This is a genomic window from Acinetobacter sp. YH01006, assembly GCF_013420445.1.
Lineage (GTDB): Bacteria > Pseudomonadota > Gammaproteobacteria > Pseudomonadales > Moraxellaceae > Acinetobacter > Acinetobacter pseudolwoffii.
Genome location: NZ_VOYB01000006.1, coordinates 1 through 25,474, shown reverse-complemented (window position 1 = coordinate 25,474; position 25,474 = coordinate 1). Strand labels below are relative to the sequence as shown.

25 protein-coding genes are annotated in these 25,474 nt (G+C 42.4%); 18 read left to right on the top strand and 7 right to left on the bottom strand.

All coding sequences use genetic code 11. The annotated features are described in order from the left end of the window. The first annotated feature begins 114 nt into the window (after positions 1-114). The 12 genes from ispH to rplS all read left to right on the top strand — a co-directional run bounded on the left by ispH (position 115) and on the right by rplS (position 11,033). Positions 115-1,065 carry a 4-hydroxy-3-methylbut-2-enyl diphosphate reductase gene (gene ispH / locus FTT73_RS07050; RefSeq protein WP_180191203.1) on the top strand — a complete coding sequence of 317 codons (951 nt, stop codon included), beginning with the start codon at positions 115-117 and terminating at the stop codon, positions 1,063-1,065. A 165-nt stretch (positions 1,066-1,230) separates the two neighbouring features. Beyond that, positions 1,231-1,692 (top strand): GspH/FimT family pseudopilin, encoded by a 462-nt coding sequence (locus FTT73_RS07045; RefSeq protein WP_058870400.1) that lies wholly within the window; start codon positions 1,231-1,233, stop codon positions 1,690-1,692. Then, the gene (gene pilV / locus FTT73_RS07040) at positions 1,689-2,240 is read left to right on the top strand and encodes a type IV pilus modification protein PilV (RefSeq protein WP_180191202.1); all 552 of its coding nucleotides are present in this window, start codon (positions 1,689-1,691) and stop codon (positions 2,238-2,240) included. The genes FTT73_RS07045 and pilV overlap by 4 nt, the downstream gene beginning before the upstream one ends. Beyond that, complete coding sequence (locus tag FTT73_RS07035; RefSeq protein WP_180191201.1) at positions 2,240-3,145, top strand: prepilin-type N-terminal cleavage/methylation domain-containing protein; 906 nt, start codon at positions 2,240-2,242, stop codon at positions 3,143-3,145. Before pilV ends, FTT73_RS07035 begins: the two co-directional genes overlap by 1 nt. Beyond that, the gene (locus tag FTT73_RS07030) at positions 3,145-3,867 is read left to right on the top strand and encodes a pilus assembly protein PilX (RefSeq protein ID WP_171262495.1); all 723 of its coding nucleotides are present in this window, start codon (positions 3,145-3,147) and stop codon (positions 3,865-3,867) included. The genes FTT73_RS07035 and FTT73_RS07030 overlap by 1 nt, the downstream gene beginning before the upstream one ends. An 11-nt stretch (positions 3,868-3,878) precedes the next feature. After that, complete coding sequence (locus FTT73_RS07025) at positions 3,879-7,790, top strand: pilus assembly protein (RefSeq protein ID WP_180191200.1); 3,912 nt, start codon at positions 3,879-3,881, stop codon at positions 7,788-7,790. Between the two features lie 14 nt (positions 7,791-7,804). Next, positions 7,805-8,278, top strand: a complete 474-nt coding sequence (locus FTT73_RS07020) for a type IV pilin protein (RefSeq protein ID WP_168158652.1) — start codon at positions 7,805-7,807, stop codon at positions 8,276-8,278. Further along, the gene (locus tag FTT73_RS07015) at positions 8,279-8,737 is read left to right on the top strand and encodes a type IV pilin protein (RefSeq protein ID WP_168158651.1); all 459 of its coding nucleotides are present in this window, start codon (positions 8,279-8,281) and stop codon (positions 8,735-8,737) included. It abuts the gene before it with no gap. A gap of 145 nt (positions 8,738-8,882) precedes the next feature. Beyond that, positions 8,883-9,140, top strand: a complete 258-nt coding sequence (gene rpsP, locus FTT73_RS07010; protein ID WP_005094274.1) for a 30S ribosomal protein S16 — start codon at positions 8,883-8,885, stop codon at positions 9,138-9,140. A gap of 18 nt (positions 9,141-9,158) precedes the next feature. Then, positions 9,159-9,707, top strand: a complete 549-nt coding sequence (gene rimM, locus FTT73_RS07005) for a ribosome maturation factor RimM (RefSeq protein WP_100329381.1) — start codon at positions 9,159-9,161, stop codon at positions 9,705-9,707. A gap of 27 nt (positions 9,708-9,734) precedes the next feature. After that, positions 9,735-10,469 carry a tRNA (guanosine(37)-N1)-methyltransferase TrmD gene (gene trmD / locus FTT73_RS07000; protein ID WP_004644986.1) on the top strand — a complete coding sequence of 245 codons (735 nt, stop codon included), beginning with the start codon at positions 9,735-9,737 and terminating at the stop codon, positions 10,467-10,469. A gap of 186 nt (positions 10,470-10,655) precedes the next feature. Next, positions 10,656-11,033, top strand: a complete 378-nt coding sequence (rplS, locus tag FTT73_RS06995; protein WP_005094271.1) for a 50S ribosomal protein L19 — start codon at positions 10,656-10,658, stop codon at positions 11,031-11,033. Between the two features lie 83 nt (positions 11,034-11,116). Here the strand turns inward: rplS and FTT73_RS06990 are convergent, their stop codons facing one another. From FTT73_RS06990 to FTT73_RS06975, 4 genes are all read right to left on the bottom strand, one after another. Then, positions 11,117-12,085 (bottom strand): triacylglycerol lipase, encoded by a 969-nt coding sequence (locus FTT73_RS06990; RefSeq protein ID WP_074383612.1) that lies wholly within the window; start codon positions 12,083-12,085, stop codon positions 11,117-11,119. Between the two features lie 134 nt (positions 12,086-12,219). Continuing rightward, a complete protein-coding gene (locus tag FTT73_RS06985) occupies positions 12,220-13,191 on the bottom strand; it encodes a triacylglycerol lipase (protein WP_180191199.1) in 972 nt (323 codons plus the stop codon). A gap of 81 nt (positions 13,192-13,272) precedes the next feature. Next, on the bottom strand, positions 13,273-14,283 hold the full coding sequence (locus FTT73_RS06980) for a triacylglycerol lipase (RefSeq protein ID WP_005094261.1): 1,011 nt from the start codon (positions 14,281-14,283) through the stop codon (positions 13,273-13,275). Between the two features lie 386 nt (positions 14,284-14,669). Then, a complete protein-coding gene (locus FTT73_RS06975) occupies positions 14,670-15,698 on the bottom strand; it encodes a lipase secretion chaperone (protein WP_180191198.1) in 1,029 nt (342 codons plus the stop codon). Between the two features lie 152 nt (positions 15,699-15,850). Here FTT73_RS06975 and truB point away from each other — a divergent pair, with 152 nt between their 5' ends. From truB to FTT73_RS06960, 3 genes are all read left to right on the top strand, one after another. Further along, complete coding sequence (gene truB, locus FTT73_RS06970) at positions 15,851-16,756, top strand: tRNA pseudouridine(55) synthase TruB (protein WP_180191197.1); 906 nt, start codon at positions 15,851-15,853, stop codon at positions 16,754-16,756. A 14-nt stretch (positions 16,757-16,770) separates the two neighbouring features. After that, positions 16,771-17,538 (top strand): TSUP family transporter, encoded by a 768-nt coding sequence (locus FTT73_RS06965; protein WP_180191196.1) that lies wholly within the window; start codon positions 16,771-16,773, stop codon positions 17,536-17,538. 126 nt (positions 17,539-17,664) lie between these two features. Continuing rightward, a complete protein-coding gene (locus tag FTT73_RS06960; RefSeq protein ID WP_074383606.1) occupies positions 17,665-18,132 on the top strand; it encodes a hemerythrin domain-containing protein in 468 nt (155 codons plus the stop codon). Between the two features lie 148 nt (positions 18,133-18,280). Here the strand turns inward: FTT73_RS06960 and FTT73_RS06955 are convergent, their stop codons facing one another. Beyond that, on the bottom strand, positions 18,281-19,159 hold the full coding sequence (locus tag FTT73_RS06955; RefSeq protein WP_034608362.1) for a DMT family transporter: 879 nt from the start codon (positions 19,157-19,159) through the stop codon (positions 18,281-18,283). Between the two features lie 310 nt (positions 19,160-19,469). Between FTT73_RS06955 and FTT73_RS06950 the strand changes: the two genes are divergently transcribed. Next, positions 19,470-20,618 (top strand): hypothetical protein, encoded by a 1,149-nt coding sequence (locus FTT73_RS06950; RefSeq protein WP_159138994.1) that lies wholly within the window; start codon positions 19,470-19,472, stop codon positions 20,616-20,618. 55 nt (positions 20,619-20,673) lie between these two features. Here the strand turns inward: FTT73_RS06950 and FTT73_RS06945 are convergent, their stop codons facing one another. Next, positions 20,674-21,540, bottom strand: coding sequence for an EamA family transporter (locus tag FTT73_RS06945; RefSeq protein WP_100329374.1), 867 nt, complete (start codon positions 21,538-21,540; stop codon positions 20,674-20,676). Positions 21,541-21,654: 114 nt separating this feature from the next. Further along, complete coding sequence (gene serA, locus FTT73_RS06940; protein ID WP_005094251.1) at positions 21,655-22,887, bottom strand: phosphoglycerate dehydrogenase; 1,233 nt, start codon at positions 22,885-22,887, stop codon at positions 21,655-21,657. Between the two features lie 354 nt (positions 22,888-23,241). Here serA and FTT73_RS06935 point away from each other — a divergent pair, with 354 nt between their 5' ends. Beyond that, positions 23,242-24,651 (top strand): FAD-binding oxidoreductase, encoded by a 1,410-nt coding sequence (locus FTT73_RS06935; protein WP_179999178.1) that lies wholly within the window; start codon positions 23,242-23,244, stop codon positions 24,649-24,651. A 171-nt stretch (positions 24,652-24,822) separates the two neighbouring features. Continuing rightward, a partial coding sequence (locus FTT73_RS06930) for a transposase (protein ID WP_180191195.1) occupies positions 24,823-25,474 on the top strand: 652 nt, incomplete at its 3' end.

Here is a 25,474-nt window from a genome sequence, read left to right as displayed (position 1 = left end):
AAAATATCTTCTCTATTTTAGAGTAGACCGGCTTTAAACTAAATAGTTACCAGTCGATTGTTTTACATTTATTTCAATTGAACCGCTAAAAATGGTGTGAGTATTGAGGATTCTATGGAAATTGTTTTAGCCAACCCACGTGGTTTTTGTGCTGGTGTAGATCGTGCGATTGCGATCGTGAACCGTGCCCTAGAATGCTTTAATCCACCAATTTATGTACGGCATGAAGTGGTACATAACAAATTTGTAGTCGATGACCTACGTCAGCGTGGCGCGATCTTTGTTGATGAACTTGATGAAGTGCCCGATGACAATATTGTGATTTTTAGTGCACATGGTGTTTCCAAAGCGGTACAACTTGAAGCCGAACGCCGTGGTTTAAAAGTCTTCGATGCGACCTGTCCGTTAGTGACCAAGGTGCATATCGAAGTGACCAAATATGCACGTGAAGGCGTAGAAGCCATTCTGATTGGCCATGAAGGCCACCCGGAAGTCGAAGGCACCATGGGGCAATATGATAAAAAAAATGGCGGTGCAATTTATCTGGTCGAAGATGAAGACGATGTTGCTGCCTTAACTGTGCATCATCCTGAAAAAGTGGCTTTTGTCACTCAAACAACCTTGTCGATTGATGATACCGCAAAAGTGATTGATGCTTTGCGCCAAAAATTCCCTTTAATTCAAGGGCCGCGTAAAGATGATATTTGCTATGCCACCCAAAACCGCCAGGATGCAGTACGAGATCTAGCTGAGCGTTGTGATGTGGTGCTGGTTGTCGGTTCACCAAACTCATCGAACTCCAACCGTTTACGAGAGTTGGCTGAGCGAATGGGTAAAGCCGCTTATTTGGTCGATAATGCAGATGAACTTCAACAAGCATGGTTTGAAAACATCGCCAAAGTTGGCGTCACAGCGGGTGCATCTGCACCTGAAATTTTAATTAAGCAAGTGATTCAGCGATTGCAAGACTGGGGTGCAACGCCACCACAAGAGCTTGCTGGAACGGAAGAAAATATTACCTTTAGTTTACCAAAAGAGTTACGTATTGCGGTAACTCAAGCCTAAAAAGTGGATTGGTTAACATTCTAATTTTATTGAAAAATTGACAGATGATTGTAAATTGGCAATCATCTGTTTTTTTATGCCTTTTATCCTGTATTGTGCTGATTGTGTAAAGAATTAGAATATGATTTTAAATAGGGTAAAGTTTTGTTGCCTTGGGGAGGGAGTATGCAAAATAAACATAAAGGGTTCACCTTAATTGAGCTGATGGTGACGATTGCTGTTATGGCAATTATCGCGATGATGGCCGCTCCTTCTTTCGGGGATATGTTACAGCGCCAAAATTTAAATAAAAGTACAAAAGAATTGGTTGCTACTTTAAATCAGGCAAGGGCAAAAGCTGCTTTAGAGCGTAGAGAAATTACAGTTGAATTATTGTCTGCGGATGAAAATACTGACGATACGTTGAATTGGATGCCAGTCGGTAAGTCCAGTTTAAAGACTGGTCGTGCGACAGAAATAGTTTTTATGCCGACAGGCCTAGTGAAAGATCCAGCAGCAAATCAAATCATTGCCACAGATACGAGTTTTGAAATTTGTGATGCATCTTCTGATCCTAAATATTCCAGAATGGTCACGATATCTAAAATGGGGGCGATCCAGCAGATCGTTGAAGGGGATTGTTCATGATAACTATAAAAAAGCAAGCAGGTGTTGGGTTAATAGAAGTATTGGTTGCCTTGCTTATTCTTGCAGTTGGTGTGCTTGGTTTTGTTGCTTTACAGTATCGTGCAATTGAAGCTACAAGTGAAGGCGCTAATCGTGTACAAGCAATCAATTTGGCAAGAGACTTAGCCGAAAAAATTCGTGTTAATCGTGAAGAAATAGCTGTTTATCGGTCGAGTATTCAGGATGGATATGATGAGCTCTCTGATACACCAGCAGTAGATGCAACAGAGAATACACCAGCACAAGAAGCTGTGATTAATGATTGTTTTGTTAATTTTTGCTCAGCTCGAAAAAAAGCGGAGTTTGATTCTGCTCTTGCCGTTTTAGCAGCAAGACGAGTTGGGATGACCGTGAATATGTTTGCCTGCCCTGATGTGAATAATGGGCGCAGCTGTATTTATGTGGCATGGGGCGATACCAGTGCAACCAATGCAGATGGCTTAAATAACTGTACTACAGCAGGTGCTTACCGTGATGAATCGACTTGTGTAGTCATGGAGGCCTACTAATGAAAATACAAAAAGGCTTTACACTTATTGAACTCATGATTGCTCTAGCTCTTGGGCTCATTGTGGTTGCAGCAGCAGCAATGTTGTTTTTGACAGGGGTGAAAAGTAGTCAAGTACAACAAGGAATGGCGGATTTACAAGACAGTGCAAATTTTGGGCTTAACTATATAACTCAGGATCTTAGATTAGCCAATCTGAATACTGTTGAAGCTGCGATGAATGATGCCTTACTTCATGGAGGTGTTGTTTTGAGTCAATCCAATCTGCCTACAGGAATTCAAGCCGATGTGGATGATGTTTTATTAAGCCGAAGTAATGGTGATGCAGTTGGTAGCGATAATGAGTGGACTGGTGCATCGAATGTAACTCAAAACAGTGATCAACTTGTAATTCAGTATAAACCTGCACAAACAGGTGGTTTTGATTGCGAAGGGCGTGAAATCACGACAGTAGATCGTATTGTTATTCAGCGTTATTTTTTGCGAATAGATGCAAATGCTGGAGCTGGAGAAGCGAACCCTTTAGCTTTAGCATGTGATGCTGGTAACTATAGTGACACCAATCTTGCTCGTTATGGTGATGCTGGTGAAATCATTATGAAACGCGTTGATCATTTTCGTGTATTGCTTAATGTGAGTAATGCTGCTGGTAACCGTCGATATATCGGTATTCACGAATATATGGCATTGACAGGGACTAAACCGCGTATTTTAGGAGTGAGTTTAGGTGTGCTCGCACGCTCAGGCCAGTCAACAGGCCAAGAAGCGTCGACAGCACAAAACAATGCTTTTGTGGTGTTAGACCAAGATGTGGCAATTGGAGAAAATGGTAATCCTCAAGGATTTATCCGTCAGGTCGTGACTCAAGAGGTTGCAATACGTAACGCGCTGGGGGAGAGAGAGTGATGATTAGACAACAACATGGCTCGACACTCATCGTCGTATTAATCCTTTTATTGGCGATCACTATTATTGGTACATTGGCTATTCGTCAAAGTATGGTGTCATTAAATATTGCGACCAATAGCCAAGCTCAACAACTCATGATCCAAAACTCTGATGCTGCAACGTTTAACGTTGAAGATACAAATAATTTATTACGCAGTTTAGCAGCTGATGGCATGTTTGGGTTTATTAGGGGCCCTGAAAACAAAGGTAAAGAGTTAGTATTTTGTTATAGAGGCAGTCGAGCTCAATTCTTTACTTTGTCGCAAGCGAGCATGGTCTATGTGAATGATAGTGGAAATATTGTGAATACGGATCAAGGAGTAAGTGGCTTCTGTCGAACAGGAGCGAATAATGCAAACTTTTTTACCAGCGAACGTAGAGCTGTCATGACCCAAGTATCTGTGAGTTTTACAAATTCGGTATCATCTACCCCATTCCAAGACTCAGTTCGTGGTACGGATGAAGAACTGTCTAAAATTCAAAAAACAGATCGCGTGATTGTGAATACGACTTCACTGATGCCTGCACTTACTTCAGCAGATACAGATGATATTGATGACTGTTTAGATAGCCATATTAGTAATAGTTCGACGAATGGTGTAGCAAATTGTCTATCGGATTTAAATGTACCTTTTACAACACATGTCACTGAATATACGTTAGGTCAGGCATTTCTTTAAGGGTGAATGAAATGAAAATTAAAAAGAAAGAACAACTTATAGCACATCCTTTAAAGAAAGCATTGGCTGTGAGCCTATCAGCTCTTATGACAGGATTTGTGTTTAGTGCAACTGCTTCATATGCGAGTGATATTGAGATTTATCAAGAAGCACGCTCAGGAAATATCTCTTTGATGTTTGTTTTAGATATTTCGGGAAGTATGGATTATCATGATGCAAATAACATTGAATATACAAGTTGTAGTAGCAGTAACCGTAGAACCGAAAGCTTTAGTGAAAATGGGATATCGTATACAAAAGTAGGATGTAGACGAGAAAGTAGAACCTACTATTTTAAAAGAGTTCTAGTGTCTGGAAATTGGAGATATTTGTCTTGTGGGATAGATGGTTCTGTAAACATTTCAGACTGTACATTACAAACAACGAGAACATCAGCACCGTCTGGATACTATACGCAAGATATTTCTGGAAATATATTTTATTACTCTAGTTCAGGTAATGCAGTTTTTTGGGATCGTTTAACTTTGGTTAAAGATGCAATGTATCAACTTTTATATGGTGCTAATGCCATTGGTAAAGATAAATTTTTTGGATTGACAACCTATTCAATTAATGGCGATGGTACTCGTGGACAAGTTCGTATTCCTGTTCAAAGGTTAGGTTTAGATACTGAAACAACCTTAGCTTCTGAAACACATCGTAAAAGCCTAATGACAGAAGTAGCGAATCTTGAGGCTAATGGCGGTACACCAACAGCGAATGCGTATGCAGAAGCTGCTGCGTATATGTTGGGAACCTCTACTTCGGATAGCTTAAGATACGCATCTTACGGTGGTTACTTATATCAATGTAGCACCTTAAGTGGAACAAATTGTACCTATACAGGGAGTGTTGCATCTTCAACGAGTAGAACTTATGGCTCGCATGCCTGTACATTAAAAGCTGCTAATAATTTTAGCCAAAATACAACATGTTATTATCAGGCAACAGCTAGTGCTTCGGGACTGTATGCTGCGGGTAGTGGCGTATTAGCAACTGATTACTCAAAATATAAAATGCCAACCTCTTTATCTGCACAGTTAGAGCCAGATGCAGAGACTAAGCAGTGTAGTGGTCAAGGTATTTATGTACTAACCGATGGTGTGCCAAATGGGAATAATTCGGCACAGAGTTTAATGCAAACTGCGTTAGCTGGAAGTAGTGCGTTTACCTGTTCTGATTCAAGCGGTGGATGGGATTGTGTAGAAAAATTTAGTACGCGTATCTTGAATCAAACAACCAATGCTAACCCACGCGATTTAAAACTCAAAACAGCTGTTGTTGGATTTGGCTCAGCTTATAACTCAATCCCTTCTTATAATAAAAACTTATCTGAAGAAGAAAATATCGCATTACTAGGCACGGTGAATGATGATAATAACGAAAAACGTGCAGCACGTTGGGGTATTCGCGGTCAAGGTGGTTGGTATGCGGGGACAAGTTCTCAAGACATTATTGATAGCGTAAACGATTTTATTAATAATTTGTCAACAGAAATTCCAGCTGTAACAACAGGAACATCAACGATCCCAAATGATCAATTAAATCCTGCTGCATTGCAAAATTATGCGTATTATCCACAGTTCCAACCAACCCCTGATAAGAGCTATCAATTATGGGCGGGTAATCTGAAAAAGTATAAAGTTACTAGTACAGGTACGTTGGTCGATAAAAACGATGATATTTTTGTCAATAGCCAAGGTAAAATTGGTGATAACTACGATTTATGGTCTGCCGATGCAGTTACGGGTGTAAATCAGGATGATGAATCCATTCTTGGTAGCAATAAAAATAGATTGGTTGGTGGTGTCAAATCACGGTTAAAACTACGTTCAAATACGAATGGTGCAATACAGCGCAAAATATTAACCGATAGACCTGCAACAGCAACAAATAATGAATATTTGGACGCAACTACATTAAGAGCGTTGGATTTAACTTTGGTCAATAGTACTGATCCAGCTAGAGGATATTTATTATCATTGCTTGGTTATCGTGTAAATGCCAAACAACCTCAAACCATTACAAATACGTCGATTGCTCAAGCGGAGGAGTTGCGTCAGGTAGGTGCTGTAATGCATTCTTCGCCATTGCTTCTTACAAACCAAGGGAAAGTGACATATGAAAATGGTGTTCTCGGTTCTGAAGAGCGAGATGACTATATTTTATTTGGAACCACGCAAGGTGTTTTGCATATAGTTGATGCAGATACTGGAGAAGAAAAATTCGCATTTTTACCGAATAGTATGGTGGAAAACCAAAAGGACGCATTGTTAAACTTTGATACCACTATTGGTGGAATGGATAAGTTGTATTATGGGGTTGATGGGCCTTGGACTTCTTATACTGAATATGTGAATGCGGCAGATGATATGTTAACTGTTGGGGCTGGTTTAAATAGTCGATCAGGTAAACAGATTGTTTATGGCGGTTTACGTATGGGGGGACGTAATTATTATGCGCTAGACTTAGCTGATATCAATAATCCAACACTTAAATTTACTATAACCCCGCCTGCATTAAGTCAGTGTTCGAGTGCGAATCCACTTGCGTGTATGGGGCAAAGTTGGTCTAAGCCTACATTGACTTGGATTAATTGGAAAGGAACCAAAAAACTCGTCATGCTAGTAGGTGGAGGTTATGATGCTGAAGGGTTACCAACATCCATTAGTAGTATGCCTGAGACTACAGCGGCAGAGCGTGCAGCGAAACAAGCAAAAATCAAATATTACCGTGGTTATGAATATAATGACTATGCTCAAACCAATAAGATTGGTTCTGGTGTGTATATGTTTGATGCGCTTGATGGTAGTTTGTTGTGGTGGGCGAGTGCGAATGCAACAGTGCATACATCACCAACAACAGCAAACCCTGGCCCGACTTATGCTCCAACAAATGGTACAGCCAGTTCTTATGATGTAGACATGAAATATAGTGTGGTGAGTCAGATTAAGGCTGTAGATAGAGACTCTGATGGATTAACTGATCACTTATACTTTGGTGACTTAGGTGGTCAAGTTTGGCGTATCGATTTAAATAATAAAGCTGGTACCAACACAGCATTATTTGCCAAACAGCCTACAAGAGTTCTTAATTTAAACAATGGTACATACAGTCCACGTTTCTATGAGATGCCTAGTTTCTCAACATATTCAGAAGGAGGAACAATTTTTGGTGTTGTATCGATTGGTAGTGGAAACCGAAGTCAACCTCTCGCTGAATATAGTACAAGTACCAATTATAAACACGATGGTGTTTTTAACTTATATGATAAAGACGTAGCGAGAAGTGATTTATTTAACTTAACGAGTGCAAATGCCTATAGTGTTACAGCAACAGGGACAGCTCCTAATAAATTAAATACATTAGGTGTAACGTTGTTGAATGAGAGTAGTAGTGTTGGAACCACTCCTATTAATCAACTCGTTGCACTTGATAATACCAATAGATTTGCTATTACCACTTATAGAGCGCCTTATGCCTTAACTCAGGGTTGGTACTACTTATTTAAGTCCACTTTAGTACAGAGTGAGAAGGTGATGTCTACACCATTGGTTATCAATAATGACATGTTTGTAACCACTTTTGATGGAAGTCGAAACGGAATGTCTGGGGATTGTGGAGCAGGGGTAAAGGGTGAAAGCTTTATGACTTTATTCTGTATGCCGTATGGGCAATGTAATGGTGGGACATCTACTTCGTATAGGTTAAGTATGGGGGCAGGTATTGTCGGTGGTGCTGTTGGTGCAGGTGATGGTAGTGGGATGCAGCGACTTATTGTTGCAAACGTAGATACATCAGGGGTCACGGGCAATGCTATTTTAGATAAACGTTACAATACTGGGAATAAACTGATTCCTCAGCGTTGGTACGATCGACGTTAATTTAAGGAGGAGCTATGAAAAAAATAATAAAGTCCTCTGGATTTACATTGATAGAACTAATGGTTGTTGTAGTAATTGTTGCGATTTTCGCAGCAATTGCTATACCGTCATACCAAGAGTATGTACGACGCGCCGTAGCTAGTCAGGCACAACAAGAGATACAGCGATTAGCTACTTTGTTAGATCGGCATAAAGCGCGTAATTTTAGTTATCGAGGATTTACGACCACAAGTGCAGTATTACCTGTGGGAGCAACTGGCTCTGCGATTAAATATACATTGACGATCAGAGATGGAAATGATCCAGATTTGGATTTAACAGAGGATGATGCTGCAGGTCGGAATTGGGCAATTCAAGCTGTGAGTTCGGACGATAAGAATTATACGATGCTACTTACGAGTACAGGGATGCGTTGTAAGAATAAAACTACAGCAAATGTTGATTTTGAGAGCTGTGGCAGTACTGCAAATGGTAGTGAGGAGTGGTAAATGAATAAAGGATTTACGCTTATTGAACTCATGATTGTGGTTGCAATTATTGGTATCTTGGCTGCTATCGCATATCCATCTTATCAAGAGCATGTACGAAAAACAAAGCGTGTAGAAGCTCAGGCTGAACTGGTTGCCCTAGCTAACCAAATTCAGCGTTATAAAGTATCCAACTTTAGGTTTTTATTGGCGAATGGTGACCCGATCACATTGGAAACATTAGGTTATACACTCAATGCAAACGATAATCTTGAAATTCCTCAAGGTAGTGATCCATTGTATGAAGTATCTTTGACAAATGTTGCGGCAAATACATGGACATTAACAGCGACTCCTATTAATGGAACCATTCAGGAAAATGACGGTGCTAGTATTTTGAATCACCGCGGGGAAAAATGCTGGACTAAAGGTGCATCGACTTGTGCCCTAAGTGGCACATCCAACTGGGACGGCAAATAAAATCCAAATTCAAAACTGTGGATAAATAAATTTTAATCTTTCTTTCGCAGCAAAGATAACGTAAAATACTGCCCTCTATGAAAGGGGTTTGAAATGTATCGGTGGTCGGTGCAGGGATAATCCGTAAAAACTATAAGGTTCTATCATGGTTGTTATTCGTCTTACTCGCGGTGGTGCTAAAAAACGTCCATTCTATCAAATCGTTGTAACTGATAGCCGTAATGCACGTGACGGTCGTTTCATCGAACGTATCGGTTTCTTCAACCCGACAGCTCAAGGTAAAGCAGAAAAACTTCGTTTAGATGCTGACCGTTTTGCTCACTGGGTTTCTCAAGGTGCTCAACCTTCAGATCGCGTTGCTTCTTTAGCTGCTCAAGCTAAAAAAGCTGCAACTGCTGTTTAATATGGTAGTAGATTGCCCATGACACCAACACAGAATGTTCCCGAAGATCGTATTCAGATTGGACAGCTACGTTCAGCATATGGATTAAATGGGTGGCTCTGGGTCTATTCCAATACAGAACCCATGAGCAACATATTTGACTATCTGCCTTGGTACATTGAGACCAAAGCAGGTTGGCAAATTGTTGATGTAAAACGTTGGAAACCACATGGTAAAGGCCTGGTTGTTTCGCTTAAAGGTGTGAGTGATCGCACTGGGGCAGACCAACTGGTTGGCACCAATGTCTGGATTGCTAAATCGCAACTGCCTCAAGCGGGTGTAGATGAATATTATTGGTCTGATTTAAAGGGTCTAACAGTGTTAGGTCTGAATGATGAGGATCAAGAAGTGAATCTCGGTCAAATTTTTGAACTGTTTGAAACAGGTGCCAATGATGTGATGGTGGTTCGCGCAACTGCCGACAGTATCGATGGCGAAGAGCGCATGATTCCATGGCATAAAGATGTGGTACAACGCGTTGATCTTGAAGCTGGTCGTATTTACGTCAATTGGGGCGTAGACTACTAACACTTTTTGGAAATAAGGGAGTCTGCGATGTTTTTTGCAGTCATTACGCTTTTTCCTGAAATGTTTGAAGCGATTACAGCCTACGGTATTAGCGGGCGCGCAGCAAAACGTGATTTGATGCAAATTCATTGTATCAATCCTCGCGATTTTGCGACGGGCAACTACAAACGGGTGGATGAACGTCCATTCGGTGGTGGTCCGGGTATGGTGATGATGGCGGAGCCTTTGGCACAAGCAATCCACCGTGCCAAAGAGCTTGCAAATGAAGCAGGCGCAGTTCAGGTTCCTGTGGTGTATATGTCACCGCAAGGAAAAACCTTAAACGAAACTGCAGTACAAGACTTCGTTCAATATGACGGATTGATTGTACTGTGTGGGCGTTATGAGGGGGTCGATGAACGTTTGATCCAGCAATATGTTGATCAGGAATGGTCAATTGGTGATTATGTTTTGTCGGGTGGTGAACTGCCAGCGATGGTTTTATTAGACAGTATTATCCGGAGGCTTCCGGGGGCGATGTCTGATGAACAATCCCATGTGCAAGACTCCTTTGTGGATGGTCTGTTAGACTGCCCACAATATACCAAGCCTGACCAGTTTGAAGGTTTGGATGTGCCTGAGGTACTTAAATCAGGTCATCATGCAAACATTGAAAAATGGCGGTTTTTGCAGCGTTATCAACGGACACTTGAACGTCGCCCTGAACTGGTCGAACAAGTAGAATTGACCAAGCAGCAAAAAAAATGGCTGAAAGATTTGTAAGACATTGCTGAGAAATTGGTGCTGTCTTCGAAAACGGTACTTAAATTGAGTTTAAGTATTCTTTAATAGGCTCTTTAAAGTTGAGATGGTCAACTTTAAAGGGAAAGATAATCGGGTCTATGCGCTTTAGCCTCTAGCCCCCGCGATGATCAGACCTCTTCTGACTCGCATTATTGGAGATACCCCATGAGCGGTAAGCATCCTTTAGTTCAAGTAATTGAAAATGCACAATTGAAACAAGACATCCCTGCTTTCGCACCAGGTGATACAGTGATTGTTTCTGTAAAAGTTAAAGAGGGCGACCGTGAGCGTCTTCAGGCTTTTGAAGGTGTGGTAATTGCGAAGAAAAACCGTGGTTTGAACTCTGCGTTCACAGTACGTAAAATTTCTAGCGGTGTTGGTGTTGAGCGTGTATTCCAAACTCACTCTCCAATCGTAGCTAAAGTTGAAGTGAAACGTCGTGGTGACGTTCGTCGCGCTAAACTTTACTACCTACGCGAATTGTCTGGTAAAGCTGCACGTATCCGTGAAAAATTACCAGCTCGTAAAGTTAAAGCTTCTTAAGTTTAGGCTCAAGTTAAGTTTTATCTCGAGTTAAAAAATGCGCCTTTGGGCGCATTTTTTATATCCTAATATTTATATAAGAACTATAAGCCTTGCAGTTTCAATCGATTGGCATGCTGGCGGTAAACATCGACCGGGTCGGGGGCAAAGATGCTTTTCAGGCCCAAGACCATATTGACTTCATCCAGATGATTCCAGTTGTAGTTATCGCGAATGGTTTTACCAAATTTGGCACTACAGCGAGAGACCAGACCATCATTGTCCTTGCCACCATCAATCAGCAGGCTGGTGACTTTCAAAGCAGAGTCGGGATCGAGAATGTTGGTCACTGTGCCAGTGCCGGTAAATGAATAGTTATAAATATTATTCTGTTTATAGGCACCTTCGCCACAGGTCGTGCTTGACATTCCCAGCGGATATTTCTGATTAAATTGTGCCGATCCTGCCAGTGTCAGACTGCGACCACCTGCAAGAGAATCATGCGGGAAGCTGTTTGGATCCAGTCCTTGGGCCCAGGTGATGGCTTTAGACACCAGATTAATCCCACCGACCAAAGGGCCTTGTAGTGGCGTATCTTCTGCCTGAAGAATCAGATCTGCAACTGGTGAGCCTTTATGCGGCGCACCGACCGCAGTCAGAGAGGCGACCAGTTGAGGCGCTACACCAGCGACATAACGAATCGTGGGACCACCATGAGAATGACCAATCAGATTGACTTTAGATGCGCCTGTAATCGCCCGAATTTCCTTCACTTGTTCTAAGAGTTGTTCACCGCGAATTTCTGATGAGTTAAACGGCGATACTCGGGTCGCCCAGACATTGCCACCATTGCGGGCCAGATCTGGTAAAATCTGATACCAGTAATCCAGACCAAATTGATCTGTTCCGACCCGGATAAAGCCTGCCATCCCGTGTGCAAACACGATGGGATATTGGGTCTTGGCATAGTGTGAGCTGGCTTTCGCTGTGACCTGACTGGCTTGAGTGGATGCCTGAGCCGTGACACATGTGCCAGCCAGCAGCAGACTGGTGATGAATAAGCCGTATTTCATATATTTTCCTCATTTTTGTTGTTTTGACAGGATGATTCTTATCCTGCTTTGCCAAATGACCCATCCGAAACGGGCGAGTTAGGTTTTAAGTTGCTGTATTTAAAAATTATGATTGATGGATAGCAGTGAATGATTTATAAGCCTTGCAGTTTGAGCCGGTTGGCATGTTGGCGATAGAGTGCAATCGGGTCTTGGGCAAAAGGCCCTAAAATGCCGAAGAACTGGTTCACTTCATCGAAATGATTGTGGGCATAGTCCTGACGAATGATCTGACCATAACGTCCACTACATAAAGGTAGAGCGCCATCGTTGGCTTCACCTTTCAAGAAAGTCCCGCCTAAACTGACAATAGTCGATTCAATGATATCCAGAGGATTGGTGGTTTGCCGGTTGCCCATCCAGGAGTAATGATGAATGCCATTGGCTGTGATCTTTATGCCTTGGGTCTGACAGTCTTTAGGAATCGCAGCAGAACCGTATTTTATATTGAAGGCTCGAATGTCTTCAGGATGCATGGCACTTAAGGCCGCTGTGATATTTACCGGATATTGATTTGCTGTCACCAGATTCATGCTGTAGCCCAGAATTGTTCCAATGGCATGAATCAGCGGTTCTAGTAAAGGTGTCTGGCTGGCATTGACAAAAACAGGTGTGCCTTTCATCGCACCTGCAATTGCGGTCAGTGAAGCCACTTTGGCAGGTGCAACAGCTTCAATATATTGAATGGTTGGTCCACCTTGACTATGTCCAATCAGATTGACTTTAGCTTTACCCGTCAGTGCAAGAACTTCGTCAATTTGTAGTAACAGCTGTTCACCACGTAGTTCATTGGATGCAACCGCAGATAATTCCGCGGAAAATACACGCGCACCATGACGGGCTAAATCTTGCGGGATCTGATACCAATAATCTAAACCGATGTTATCGGTTCCAATGCGGTTAAAGCCCAGACCGAAGCCATGGACAAAGATGAGCGGATAATGGGTTTTGGCGTAGCTGGATATAGCGAATTTGGGTGTATATTCAATCAATGGACTCTGCTTGGCATAAGCCAAGGAACAACTGAATCCAATAAATAGACTGAATACCAGGCTTATTATTTTCATTATTCTATCTCTGCTTCATCCGGGGAAATGATGACCGCTTATATAGCAAGGCCTTTATCAATCCCGATAAAGGCGAGCCGCTTACAAACCTTGCAGCTTTAAGCGATTGGCATGCTGACGGTATAAAGTCACCGGATCTGGGGCGAATAGACCTTTCAAGCCAAACATCATGTTGGCAAGATCGGTATGGTTGAGTTTGTAATTGTCATTAATCACTTTGCCCATATAAGCACTACAACGTGCGACCATACCATCATTGTTTTTATTGCCATAAGACAGTGGGCCCAGTTGCATTAAAATCGTATCAATGTCTAAGGCATTGGTGGCTTGTGCCACACCTGTCCATGAATAGTAATAAATACCTTTAGAATCTTTAGGTTTGAGGTTTTTATTACAGTTCTCAGTCGCTGCTAAAACGCCGTCTTTGACTGCTTCTTTTGCAACAGTTGCATTAAAGTTTTTTGATTCTGTTTGGGTTAGTGATTTCATCGATGCATCAAAATCGATTTCTAATTCAGGTTTAAGCTGAGCGAGTGCAATTAAAGGTCCCACAATATAGTCACCTAAAATATTAAACGCGGTGCGGCTTAAACTATTGCTTTGAATATCGTCAGCAACTTTAGAACCATGATAGGTACCAGCAACGCCTGTAATCGATGCCAGATATTCTGGTTTAGTGGCAGCGACATAGAGCACGGTTGGCCCGCCATGAGAGTGACCAATCAGGTTGACTTTGTGTTTGCCGGTGATTGCTATCACATCTTCAACCTGGCTGATCAGCTGTTCACCGCGATGTGCTGTCTTATTTGCCGGAGACAACTGTGCAGCAAAGACGGTAGAACCATTGCGTGCCATATCCGGTAGAATCTGATACCAGTAATCCAGCCCGATGCTGTCGGTGCCAATGCGTGACCAGCCTAGCCAGCCATGTACCATCAGAATAGGATATTTGGTTTTGGCATAATCAGATCTGGCCTTTTCAGTGACCTGTGTCGCACTTGCCGCGGCATGGGCCTGTGCAGAAAAGCTTAATCCCAGAGTTGTTGCTAAAGTCACAGTTAGTAACTGTGCTGTCTTGCTGAAAGTACGCATAAGCATCCCTTTTTAATTTTATCGTTATTAAAGCAATCATTGCTTTTCTAGAGTGTTGTAAGCCAAAAAATCAGACTTTGGACCATACAGTTTTGGCCTTCTATGGCTGAGCAATTTTTCTTTTGAGTAGCGGTATTTTTTCACTTCAACGCGCTAAAACCATGTCATTTTAGGACACGACAGAGAGAAGAGATTTACATTGTAAGAATATGTTTTATTTACGGCTGTATTTAAATTTTAAGTTGTTGAAATACAAAACACTCATTGAGGTTATTTTGTGTAAACAAGAAATATTTAGAAACAAAGTTAGGGCGGGAGATATGAAGGCATAAAGCTTTCGATATGAGAATCATAAAAAAGCCATCAACAGGTGATGGCTTTTAGGCTTAATTCGCAAAGGGCAACTTGCCGCCTTGATCATGAATCTGTTCAAAGGTTTCGACCCGCAGCTGGTCATTCGGCTGTTGAAAACGTTGCTGGCGCAGCTTCTCGACGGCTTGCTGTTTGGCGCTGTCACTCATGCCACTTTGCATGATGCTATCCCGTTCATTGAGATACGTCGTGACACTGGATTTCCAGCTGGCACGTTCGCCATCCAGTTGCTCCAGACGTTGCGTGGCTTCAGGGCCGACCAGGTTTAATCGCATTTGACGAATCTCTGCATTTGAGCCACCACGCGCTTTAATGTCTGCGCTGAGTTTGCGTAAATCTTCGAGTTTATTCAGTTGTTCCAGATTTTCCTGCCAGTCTTGTGGCAATTTTTCAAACAGATTTTTGAGCTTCTGGGCTTTTTCAGACTCGCTTAAGCTGTTGTCTGCCAGCACGGCCATACGGTCAAGCGTATATTCATGATAGGTGTCTTCGGTACCAAATAAACCTTCAATTTCATAATTAGAAAAATATTGTTTACGCAAATTCTGGGTGCTGCTATAGATGCTGCGGTAATAGGCCGGATCTTCCTGATCGAGGCCTGTCGGTGCAGTCAGTTGGCCTAAACCTTGACGATACTGAATATAGCGATCCCATAAATCCAGAATTTGTGAGAGAGCGGGTTCTTTATGATTCTGGCGAATGTAAGTTTTAAAATCCTGTTGAATCTGTGCCAGATTTTTTTCACCAAACTGGGTAATAAAATATTCAAAACAGTTTCGAGTCTGTTCATTGACGGTCAGACGGTTACTCGCATCCAGCTGCATCTGGCAATTGATTTCGGTATCTTTCTGGCTGGCACTGGAAAACGCTGCATTGGCAGGGCTGGTCATACTTAATGCGGCAGGTTCGCCGCGGCGTTCACTAAGAGGTGATTGGCCAATAGTCTCTGTCTGTGATTCATTCTGAGGAGATAGCCAGAGCATCAGGGTGATAAAGCACAGCACCACCAGAGCCAGAATGATCCATATCTTGTATTTCTGCATATCCTATGCACCTGTTTTTTCGGTTTCATTATTTTTAGAGTTTTGATTCAGCTGAATATGCCATAAAAATCATCAGATACCATAGAAAAGTTGTAAATCATCGCACAGGGTTTTACCATGGCGCCAATTTATAAAATGTCTGATTTTTTGCCATGAAAGCATCATCTCCTAAAATTCAGCGTCGTCATCTTAGTGGTGTCTTCCTTTTGAATAAACCCTTGGGCATTAGTTCTAATGCTGCATTGCAAAAAGTTCGCTGGTTGTATCGTGCGCAAAAAGCAGGCCATACTGGGGCACTGGATCCTCTGGCATCCGGCTTGTTGCCGATATGTTTAGGTGAGGCGACCAAGTTTTCGCATTATTTATTAGATTCAGTCAAGCGTTATCAAACGACGGTCTTTCTTGGACATAGCACCACCACCGGCGATGTCGAAGGCGAAGTCTTATTAGAAAAAGCGGTTCCTGAACTTTCGGAAGCGTTGATTCAAGAAACCTTGACACAGTTTATCGGTGATATCCAGCAAGTGCCACCGATGTATTCGGCGCTGAAAAAAGAAGGCCGTCCTTTATACGAACTGGCACGTAAGGGCATCGAGATTGAACGTGAAGCGCGCCCGATTAGCATTCTGGCCATTGAGTTTTTATCCTTTACTGAAAATAGCATCACGCTGGATATTACCTGCTCTAAAGGGACTTATATCCGGGTACTCGGTGAAGATATTGCCAAAGCCTTGGGTACTTACGGTCATCTGACCTATTTACACCGCATTAAAACCGGTCATTTTGATTTGATCCCGAGTTATACCATTGAATATCTGGAAAGCTTGAATGAAGACGAGCGTGATAGGTTGTTGTTGCCGGCTTATGCGCCGGTGCAACATTTCCCGCAAATCCAAGTGCCAGAAGGGCGGGCAGAATATTTTAGCCGTGGTATGGAAAGTAATATCGAGCATGAAGCAGCTGAACAGGTCTTGGTTTTTGATGGTGAAAAATGTTTAGGCCTGGCGGAAATTAGTGATAAAAAACGACTGGTGCCAAAACGCGTCTTAAACCTCTAAGCAAGGTCTGAAATATGGATATTGAGATCATCATCAGCCTGATTGTCTTTGCATTTTTTGAAGGGGCAATTGATGCTGCTGTAGGCGGTGGTGGTCTGATCCAGATTCCGGCAATTATGGGCAGTCTGCCGCATTTACAGCCGGCTACCGTATTTGGTACCAACAAACTGGCCTCGATTTTTGGTACTGGCTCTGCGGCATTTTCCTATTTGCGTCAGGTAAAACTGCCGTGGTTGCTCTTGGGCGTGATTGCAGCTTGCAGTTTCATCAGCTCGTTTATTGGCGCGGCCAGTGTCACCTTGATTCCGGTCGAAATCCTCAAACCTTTTGTATTGATCATGCTGATTGTCATCGCGATTTATACCGTGATGAAAAAGCAGTTTGGTCAGGTGCATGTTCAGCAAAAGCTCACCAAGAAAATGTTGGCATTGGCAGTTTTGGGCAGTCTGGCCATCGGATTTTATGACGGAATTTTCGGGCCGGGTACGGGCAGTTTCTTTATTTTCTTTTTCATTCGTTATTTAAGTGTCGATTTTTTACATGCTTCAGCTTTATCTAAAATTGCCAATTTCACCACCAATCTGGCAGCGTTAACTTTCTTTATTCCCAGCGGCAATGTGCTATTTATGGTCGGGGCGATGATGGCGGTGGCCAATATCTGTGGTTCCTTGCTGGGTGTCAAATTAGCCTTTAAATATGGCAGTGGCTTTATCCGGATTTTATTCCTGATTCTGGTCAGTTTACTGATTTGCCGGATGGCCTATCAGATTTTCTTTATATAAGAATAGATGTAAACCATTCTCAATATTAAAGTTTTTTATACAATTTGTACTTATAAAACCTCCTGAACCCATGCCATTTTCTTTCTATGATGTAAAAAGGCAGGGCGAAAATAGGAGAAAAATTAGATGACCACCATTTTTGAAGCATTAAGAGAAAGTCATGAAATTCAGCGTGATCTTGCAGAAAAATTACTACAAACTTCAGGGGATACAGCAGAACGTCGTGAGCTGTTCAAACAACTCAAGAATGAATTATTTGCCCATGAAGCGGCTGAAGACCGTTATTTCTATATCCCCCTGATGATGACTGATTCGGGCTTGAATATTACTCGGCATGCCTTGGCCGAACATCATGAAATGGACGAGATGATTGAAGAGCTGACTGCAACAGAATTGAGTAATCCGGGCTGGATTGCAATTGCCAAAAAGCTTTCCGAAAAAGTGCATCACCACTTAAAAGAAGAGGAACATGGTTTCTTCCAGCAAGCAGGAAAAATTCTCGGTGAAGAGCAAAAGACCGCTTTAGCAGCGCAGTACAAGACTGAATATCAACGTTATAAAGACATGAAAAAAGATATGCTGGTACAAAGCTAAATTTTAACTTCAAATCAAATAAATAAAAAAGATGGCGCTACAGCCATCTTTTTATCCGGATTCATTTCTTTGAGGTATTTCTTCCAAATGAAGAAAGCACAAGAATGAATGAAAATATTGAGTCAGTTGCCCAGATCCCAATCAGGCTTTATGCACTCCGCTCTGCAGCTCCTTGACGCGCGGCACGTACTGTCACACCGACAGAGGCCAGCATAATACACACCAGAGCGACCGCTTGCAGTACCGTGATTTTCTCACCCAATAACAGAAAACCGGTCAAAGCTGCTAAAGCCGGAGAGAGGCTGGACAGGGTGCCATAACTCATTTTGTTTAAATGCTGTAAGGCTTTTAAATCGAGGGCATAAGGAATCGCGGTGGCCAGAATTGCAATCACAATGGCCTTGCCCCAATGTTGTGTATCAATCAATGCGGGCGCGTTGTTGTAGAGCCCGATCGGCAGCAGACACAATGCTGAAATACTGATGGCAATGGTCAGTGCATGCATGCCGATATTCTGCTGAACTACACGTTGGCCAAAGAAAATATACAGCGCCCAGCAGAAACCTGCCCCCAAGGCACAAGCTGCGCCCAACAGGTCAAAATTACTGCTGTTGGCCTGTCCCCATGGCACCATCAGCGCGATGCCCAAAATGGCCATCAATACCCAGATATAATCACTACGGTGTTTAATCGAGAGTAGAGCCAGGCCCAAAGGGCCAATAAACTCCAGACCTACCGCAATGCCCTGCGGTAAACGACCAAGTGACAGATAGAATAAAATATTCATGACCCCTAAAGCCGCGCTATAGCAGAGTAAATCCCGCCATTTTAAAAAAGGCAAACGTGAAATTATTTTCCAAGAGCGGAACATGACGCAGACAATGATTGCAGCAAAACAGAGTCTTAAAATGGTGACAGTAATCGGATCCAGTACACTAAACAGCTGTTTGGCAAAAGATGCACTGATCTGGTACGAAGTCATGGACAAGACCATGAAGAATACGGCAAGAAGTTGGGCGTTTGGCATGAAAGCAGCTTCTACCCAGAGCGGGTGAAAATGAGAAATAGAAAGAAATGAAATTATAGCAAACTGGTTGATTTTTGCTGAGTAGGCCAGAGCAATATTTTGTGAATGCAACTTAAGTTTGGAGATAATCAATTTACATTTTAGCTCAATCAAATATGTGAAGTTTTAAATTCAAAATTAAACTTACCTCAGGTGTGGTTACAAATTAATCAATTTTTAATTTGATCTTATTTTTATATTTATTAAAATATCTTAGATCCCAATTCGGGGCAGCATTAAAATAACAATGAAAATAATAAGGTAGATAATAATGAAATTACGAATACTTTCTTGCGCCATTTTGGGCTGTATGCTTGCAGCATGTGGTAGCTCTGATAATTCGGATAATAATACACCAGTCCCTAGCCAACCGGCTCCGACCAATCCAGGTAATCCGAACAATCCTGGAACCCCGGGTGATGGAGCATCAGACACAGTGTCGGAATTCTACAACTATCAGTTCAACTTGCCGAATGCTGATGCAGCAGACATGGAGTCGAAAAAACTTCTATTGGCCAGTCATAAAAATAAAATTACTGACGGCATATTATATGCGGATGATAACAGTGTCGTGGATACTGAATATAATATTGAGGAGAACATGGTCTTCCCGACTTATGTCACCGCTAAAGGGGTATTTCCTGCAGATCGGACCCGTACAGCATTCGGCTATAAGCTGGAAAAAGTACTGGAAAATACGACCACTCAATTTAAGAGTCGTCCTGTGACGATACCGGAGAACAACATCAGTAATCATCGGCATATAGAGTGGTACGACCTGTCAGGAAAAGCATTAACTGAACGTACCAATATTGCTGTGGTGAAAATGTATGAGGATGCTGCAACCAGAGTGTTATTTAATAGTGATAATACGACAGCCGCTGACCGTAAATATTATAATGAGTTTGCAGCCAATTTTATTGATTTGCAGAAGGCGCGCACATTCCCGAATGGATCTAAATGTTTCCGTCTCCAGGCTGAACATCCGGAAGAAGAATATATTGAATTTGATCCGGAAACAGAAACTGACTATCGCACGCTGGCTGATTGGCAAGCACAAACGTCTGTCCAGGAGCTGGCAAAAATTATTCTAGATGAGACCATGGCTGGCTTGAAATATAAAAAGGCAGAATATAAAGATGCTGCTATGCAATATTACAAATATTTTGGTGCGATCGAATATCAAGGAGGAATTTATAACAGTGCGTTCTCGGAACATGGAGAACATATTGATCACAACGATTATGTTGCCCAATCACGAAAAGTGGCTTTAGACAAATTAAAGGAAAATGATGCCAGTCCTTTAATGATCAAATGGACAGAATACACTTATGATCAGCTTGCTTTTGCATGTGATGGCTATAATGTGACAGCAGCCACGGTATTAAATACGGCGATTAAAGACGCAACACCACGTTAAAATGATTCTAATAAAGCTATCTTAAATAAAGGCGCTATAGCGCCTTTATTTTTATTCAATGTTTTCGTCTTTGACTGGTCACCGTACAGCCAATTGAAGCACTAATAATCGTGGCCAGTGCCAGCCATTGTGTCCACAATAAAGTTTCACCCAGGAAGATAAAACCAGAGAGTGCTGCGATTGCAGGTTCCAGACTCATCAATGTACCAAAACTCAAGGCGGTTAAATTTCGCAGGGCAATCATTTCCAGGGTAAAAGGCAGGGCGCTGGCCAGCACAGCCAGAGCCATGAAATATAACAGGCTGATGGGTTCAAATGTATGCGCAGGAATGCCAGCAAAAAGCGCAATTGGCATCAGCACCAGCATCCCGACCAACATGCCCAAGCACACGGTATGGTTGCCGGAAACCCCGGAAGGCTTTTGCCCAGCGACGATGTATAGCGCCCAACAGGCACCCGCACTTAGGGCAAATAGAATCCCGACCGGATCAAGTGGCTGTGCAGCCTGATCAAAGGGAAACAGCAGAATCAGGCCTAAAATAGCCAATCCGACCCAGACAAAATCAAATTTTTGCCGCGCATAAAACAGCGCCACACTTAAAGGGCCAATGAATTCAAAAGCAACCGCAATGCCCAGCGGCAAGCGATCAATCGACAGATAAAACAGCAGGTTCATACCTGCCAGGGCCAGACCATAACTGAGAATGGCCGGCCACTTGATCTGTCTGAAATGAATTTGCCAAATTTTAAAAATCAATGCCAAAATCACAGCACCCAAAAGCAGACGCATGGCTGAAACGGTCAGAATGGGAAACTGACCGAACAGATATTTGGCAAAGGAGCCACTGCTTTGCATACTGATCATCGCGATCAGGAGAATCAGTGGCGCTTGTACAATAGGTGCAATTTTAAAATTCAGCATAACTTAATAGGTTTCGATTTCTCGAAGAGCGGAAGAACAGTAAAGCTGAAAAATAAAAACCTTAAAAAACAAAAAACCACAGCCCGAAAGCTGTGGTTTTTTCATATTGTTAAATTAGAACAGTACGCGTACGCGGATTGTTCCTTCAACTTCATGTAGGGTATCGAGTGCTTCTTTAGATGCAGTCGCGTCTACGTCCATCACCAGGTAACCGACATCACCTTTGGTCATTAAAGACTGGCCAGAGATGTTAATGCCATGTTCAGCAAACAGGTTGTTGATCTTAGAAAGAACGCCCGGCATGTTTTTATGAATGTGCAGTAAACGGTGTTTACCTTCAGTCAATGGCAGCGCAATTTCCGGGAAGTTCACTGCAGATAAAGTCATACCTTTATCTGAATAGGCAACGAATTTCTCAGCAACTTCCAGACCGATGTTGGCTTGTGCCTCCATGGTCGAACCACCCACGTGCGGAGTCAGGATCACGTTTGGAAGGTTACGCAGTGGAGAAACGAATTCTTCACCATTGGCTTTCGGCTCTTTCGGGAATACGTCTACTGCAGCACCAGCAATGTGACCAGACTTGATCGCATCTGCCAGATCTTCAATCACAACACATGTACCACGTGCTGCGTTCAGGAAGATTGCACCTTCTTTCATTTGCGCAAACTGTTCTTTGCCAAAGAAATTACGGGTAGATGGCAGATCCGGAACATGTAGAGTAACCACATCTGCATTGGCCAGTAATTCGCCCATAGAACCGACTTGACGTGCATTTCCTAAAGGTAGTTTTGTCACTGCATCATAATAGGTCACTTTCATGCCCAGGCTTTCAGCCAGTACAGAAAGTTGTGAACCGATTGAACCGTAACCTACGATACCTAAAGTTTTACCACGTGTTTCGAATGAACCGACAGCCGATTTGTTCCAGCCACCTGCATGTGTATCTGTTGATTTTTCAGGTACACGGCGCAGAAGAAGAATAGTTTCTGCCAATACCAGTTCAGCAACCGAACGGGTATTTGAGTAAGGGGCGTTAAATACCGGAATACCGCGACGCATCGCAGCATCAAGGTTCACCTGGTTGGTCCCGATACAGAAACAACCTACTGCAATCAGTTTGTTCGCAGCTTCAAATACTTCTTCAGTCAGTTGAGTACGGGAACGAATACCGACGAAGTGAGCATCTTTAATCGCTTCTTTCAACGCTTCGCCTTCGAGCGCTGTTTTACGATAGTCGATGTTGGTGTATCCAGCTGCATTCAATGTATCGATTGCGTTCTGGTGAACGCCTTCTAACAATAGAAAACGGATTTTATCTTTAGGTAGAGATAGATGTTGGCTCATTACGGCTCCGCTACAAAGGCCAAATTTAGTCGCGGTATAATAGCACAGGAAAAGGGCGGTTATACATTTCCTTGATGACAGTCACCTCAGGTATTTTGAGCAGATATATGATCAATGCTTATAATTCTGGTTGAATTAAATCTGTATTTTCAAAGGTATATTATCAAAATTGTCATTTTTCGCGGGAAACCCCAAAAAATAGCTTATAATATTGCGCCATGCTGTTTAAGCTCCCATTTTTGGTGCTTTAATCATCATGTTTCGCCTGATTTGTATACAGGCTTTTATGCCTAAAAAATATGCAAATAAACCAGCGAAGTCTCTCTTGTTTAAATCATGCTAGGTCTGCAAACGATGAATGCTCCAGTCGCTTTAACCCCTGAGTTATTGACCCAATTGACGGCAATTTTGGGTGAAAACCGTATTAAAACCGATACGGACAGCCTCCAGAATTGGGGTCGTGATCATACGAAACACTTTGATCCAAACCCATCGGTCATCGTTTTTCCTTCGACGACTGAACAGGTTCAAGACATCGTAAAATTGGCAAACCAGTTTAATGTTGCAGTCACCCCATCAGGCGGTCGTACGGGTCTGTCTGCAGGTGCAGTTGCAGCCAATGGCGAGATTGTGGTGAGCATGGACAAGATGAACCAGATTCTGGAATTCTTCCCGGCAGACCGGATGGTTCGCGTGCAGGCAGGCGTGGTGACTGAACAGTTGCAAAACTATGCTTCCGATCAGGGTATGTATTATCCTGTTGACTTTGCTTCTGCGGGCTCAAGCCAGATTGGCGGGAACATCGGCACCAATGCCGGTGGTATTAAAGTCATTAAATACGGCATGACCCGTAACTGGATACTTGGCCTGACGGTGGTGACCGGTAAAGGTGATGTATTGCGTCTGAACAAAGGCATGATCAAGAATGCCACCGGTTATGCACTTCAACACTTGTTCATCGGTGGTGAGGGTACGCTGGGTCTGGTGACTGAAGCAGAAATCAAGCTTGAACGTCAACCGCAAGACCTGCAAGTGATGGTACTGGGTGTACCTGATTTTGATGCAATCATGCCGTTATTGCATGCTTTCCAGGCGAAAATTGATTTAACCGCATTCGAGTTTTTCGGTGAACTGGCAATGCAAAAAGTATTGGCCAATGGTCATGTACAACGTCCATTTGAAACTGAATGTCCATTTTATGTTTTGCTTGAGTTTGAAGCGCCGTTTGAGCCGATTATGGACAAGGCGATGGAAATTTTTGAGCATTGTATGGAACAAGGTTGGGTTCTGGATGGCGTTCTGAGCCAAAGTCTGGACCAAGTCGAAAGCTTATGGCGTTTACGCGAAGACATCTCTGAGTCAATCGCACCGTTTATTCCATACAAAAATGATATTTCAGTATTGATCACGCACGTTCCTGCATTTATTAAAGAAATTGATGCAATTGTTGCAGAGAACTATCCAGACTTTGAAATTTGCTGGTTCGGTCATATCGGTGACGGTAACTTGCATTTGAACATCTTAAAACCAGCGGATTTAAGCAAGGATGAATTCTTCGCTAAATGTCAGGTAGTAAACAAGTATGTCTTTGACACCGTGAAAAAATATGATGGTTCAATTTCAGCCGAACATGGCGTAGGGATGACCAAGAAGCCATACCTTGAATATTCACGTTCTGCGGAAGAAATCGAATATATGAAAGCCCTGAAACAAGTGTTCGATCCAAATGGTATTATGAACCCGGGTAAATTATTTGATCTTTAATCTGATCGGATTTTAAAAGTTTACAAAAGCGCATCGCAAGTTGCGCTTTTTTTATCAAATGAAGCGTAAAACTCTGTCCTTCAGAGCAGAGATATAAGCGACACGACATAAAATGTCGTTTTAAGAATTGCCCAACATAGGGTATAGAGAAAAAATTGTTAATATAACCACATGAAAACACTTAAATTACGCATAAAAGACAAACATTGCAAGGTGCTAGATCAATTAGCATCTGAGGTGAACTTTGTTTGGAATTATGTCAATGATTTAGGGTTTAAGCATCTAAAAAGAAAAGGTGAATTTCTATCAGCCTATGATGTTGCCAAATACACCAAAGGCGCATCGAAAGAATGCAATCTACATAGCCAAACCATTCAGGCTGTTACAGAAGAGTTAATCACTCGAAGAAAACAGTTCAAGAAAGCAAAGCTGAAATGGCGTGTGAGCAATAAGAAGTCAGCGAGAAGATCACTTGGTTGGATTCCTTTCAAGAAAGTAGCCATCAAATACGCTGATGGATATGTTCAGTACGGCAAGCATCAATTTAAGTTATGGGATAGTTACGGATTAAGTAAATACAGCGTGAGAACAGGCCCATTCGTTGAGGATAGTCGTGGACGGTGGTATGTATGCCTTGTAGTGGATTCATCTAAGCAAAATAAACCTACTGCAACTAAAGCGATTGGTATTGATCTCGGTTTAAAAGACGTTGCCACCTGTTCTGATGGTACTGTAATTTCAAATCCTAAGTTCTATCGGAAATATGAACAGAAATTAGGTATTGCTCAACGAGCCAAGAATAAAAAACGTGTACGTGCATTAC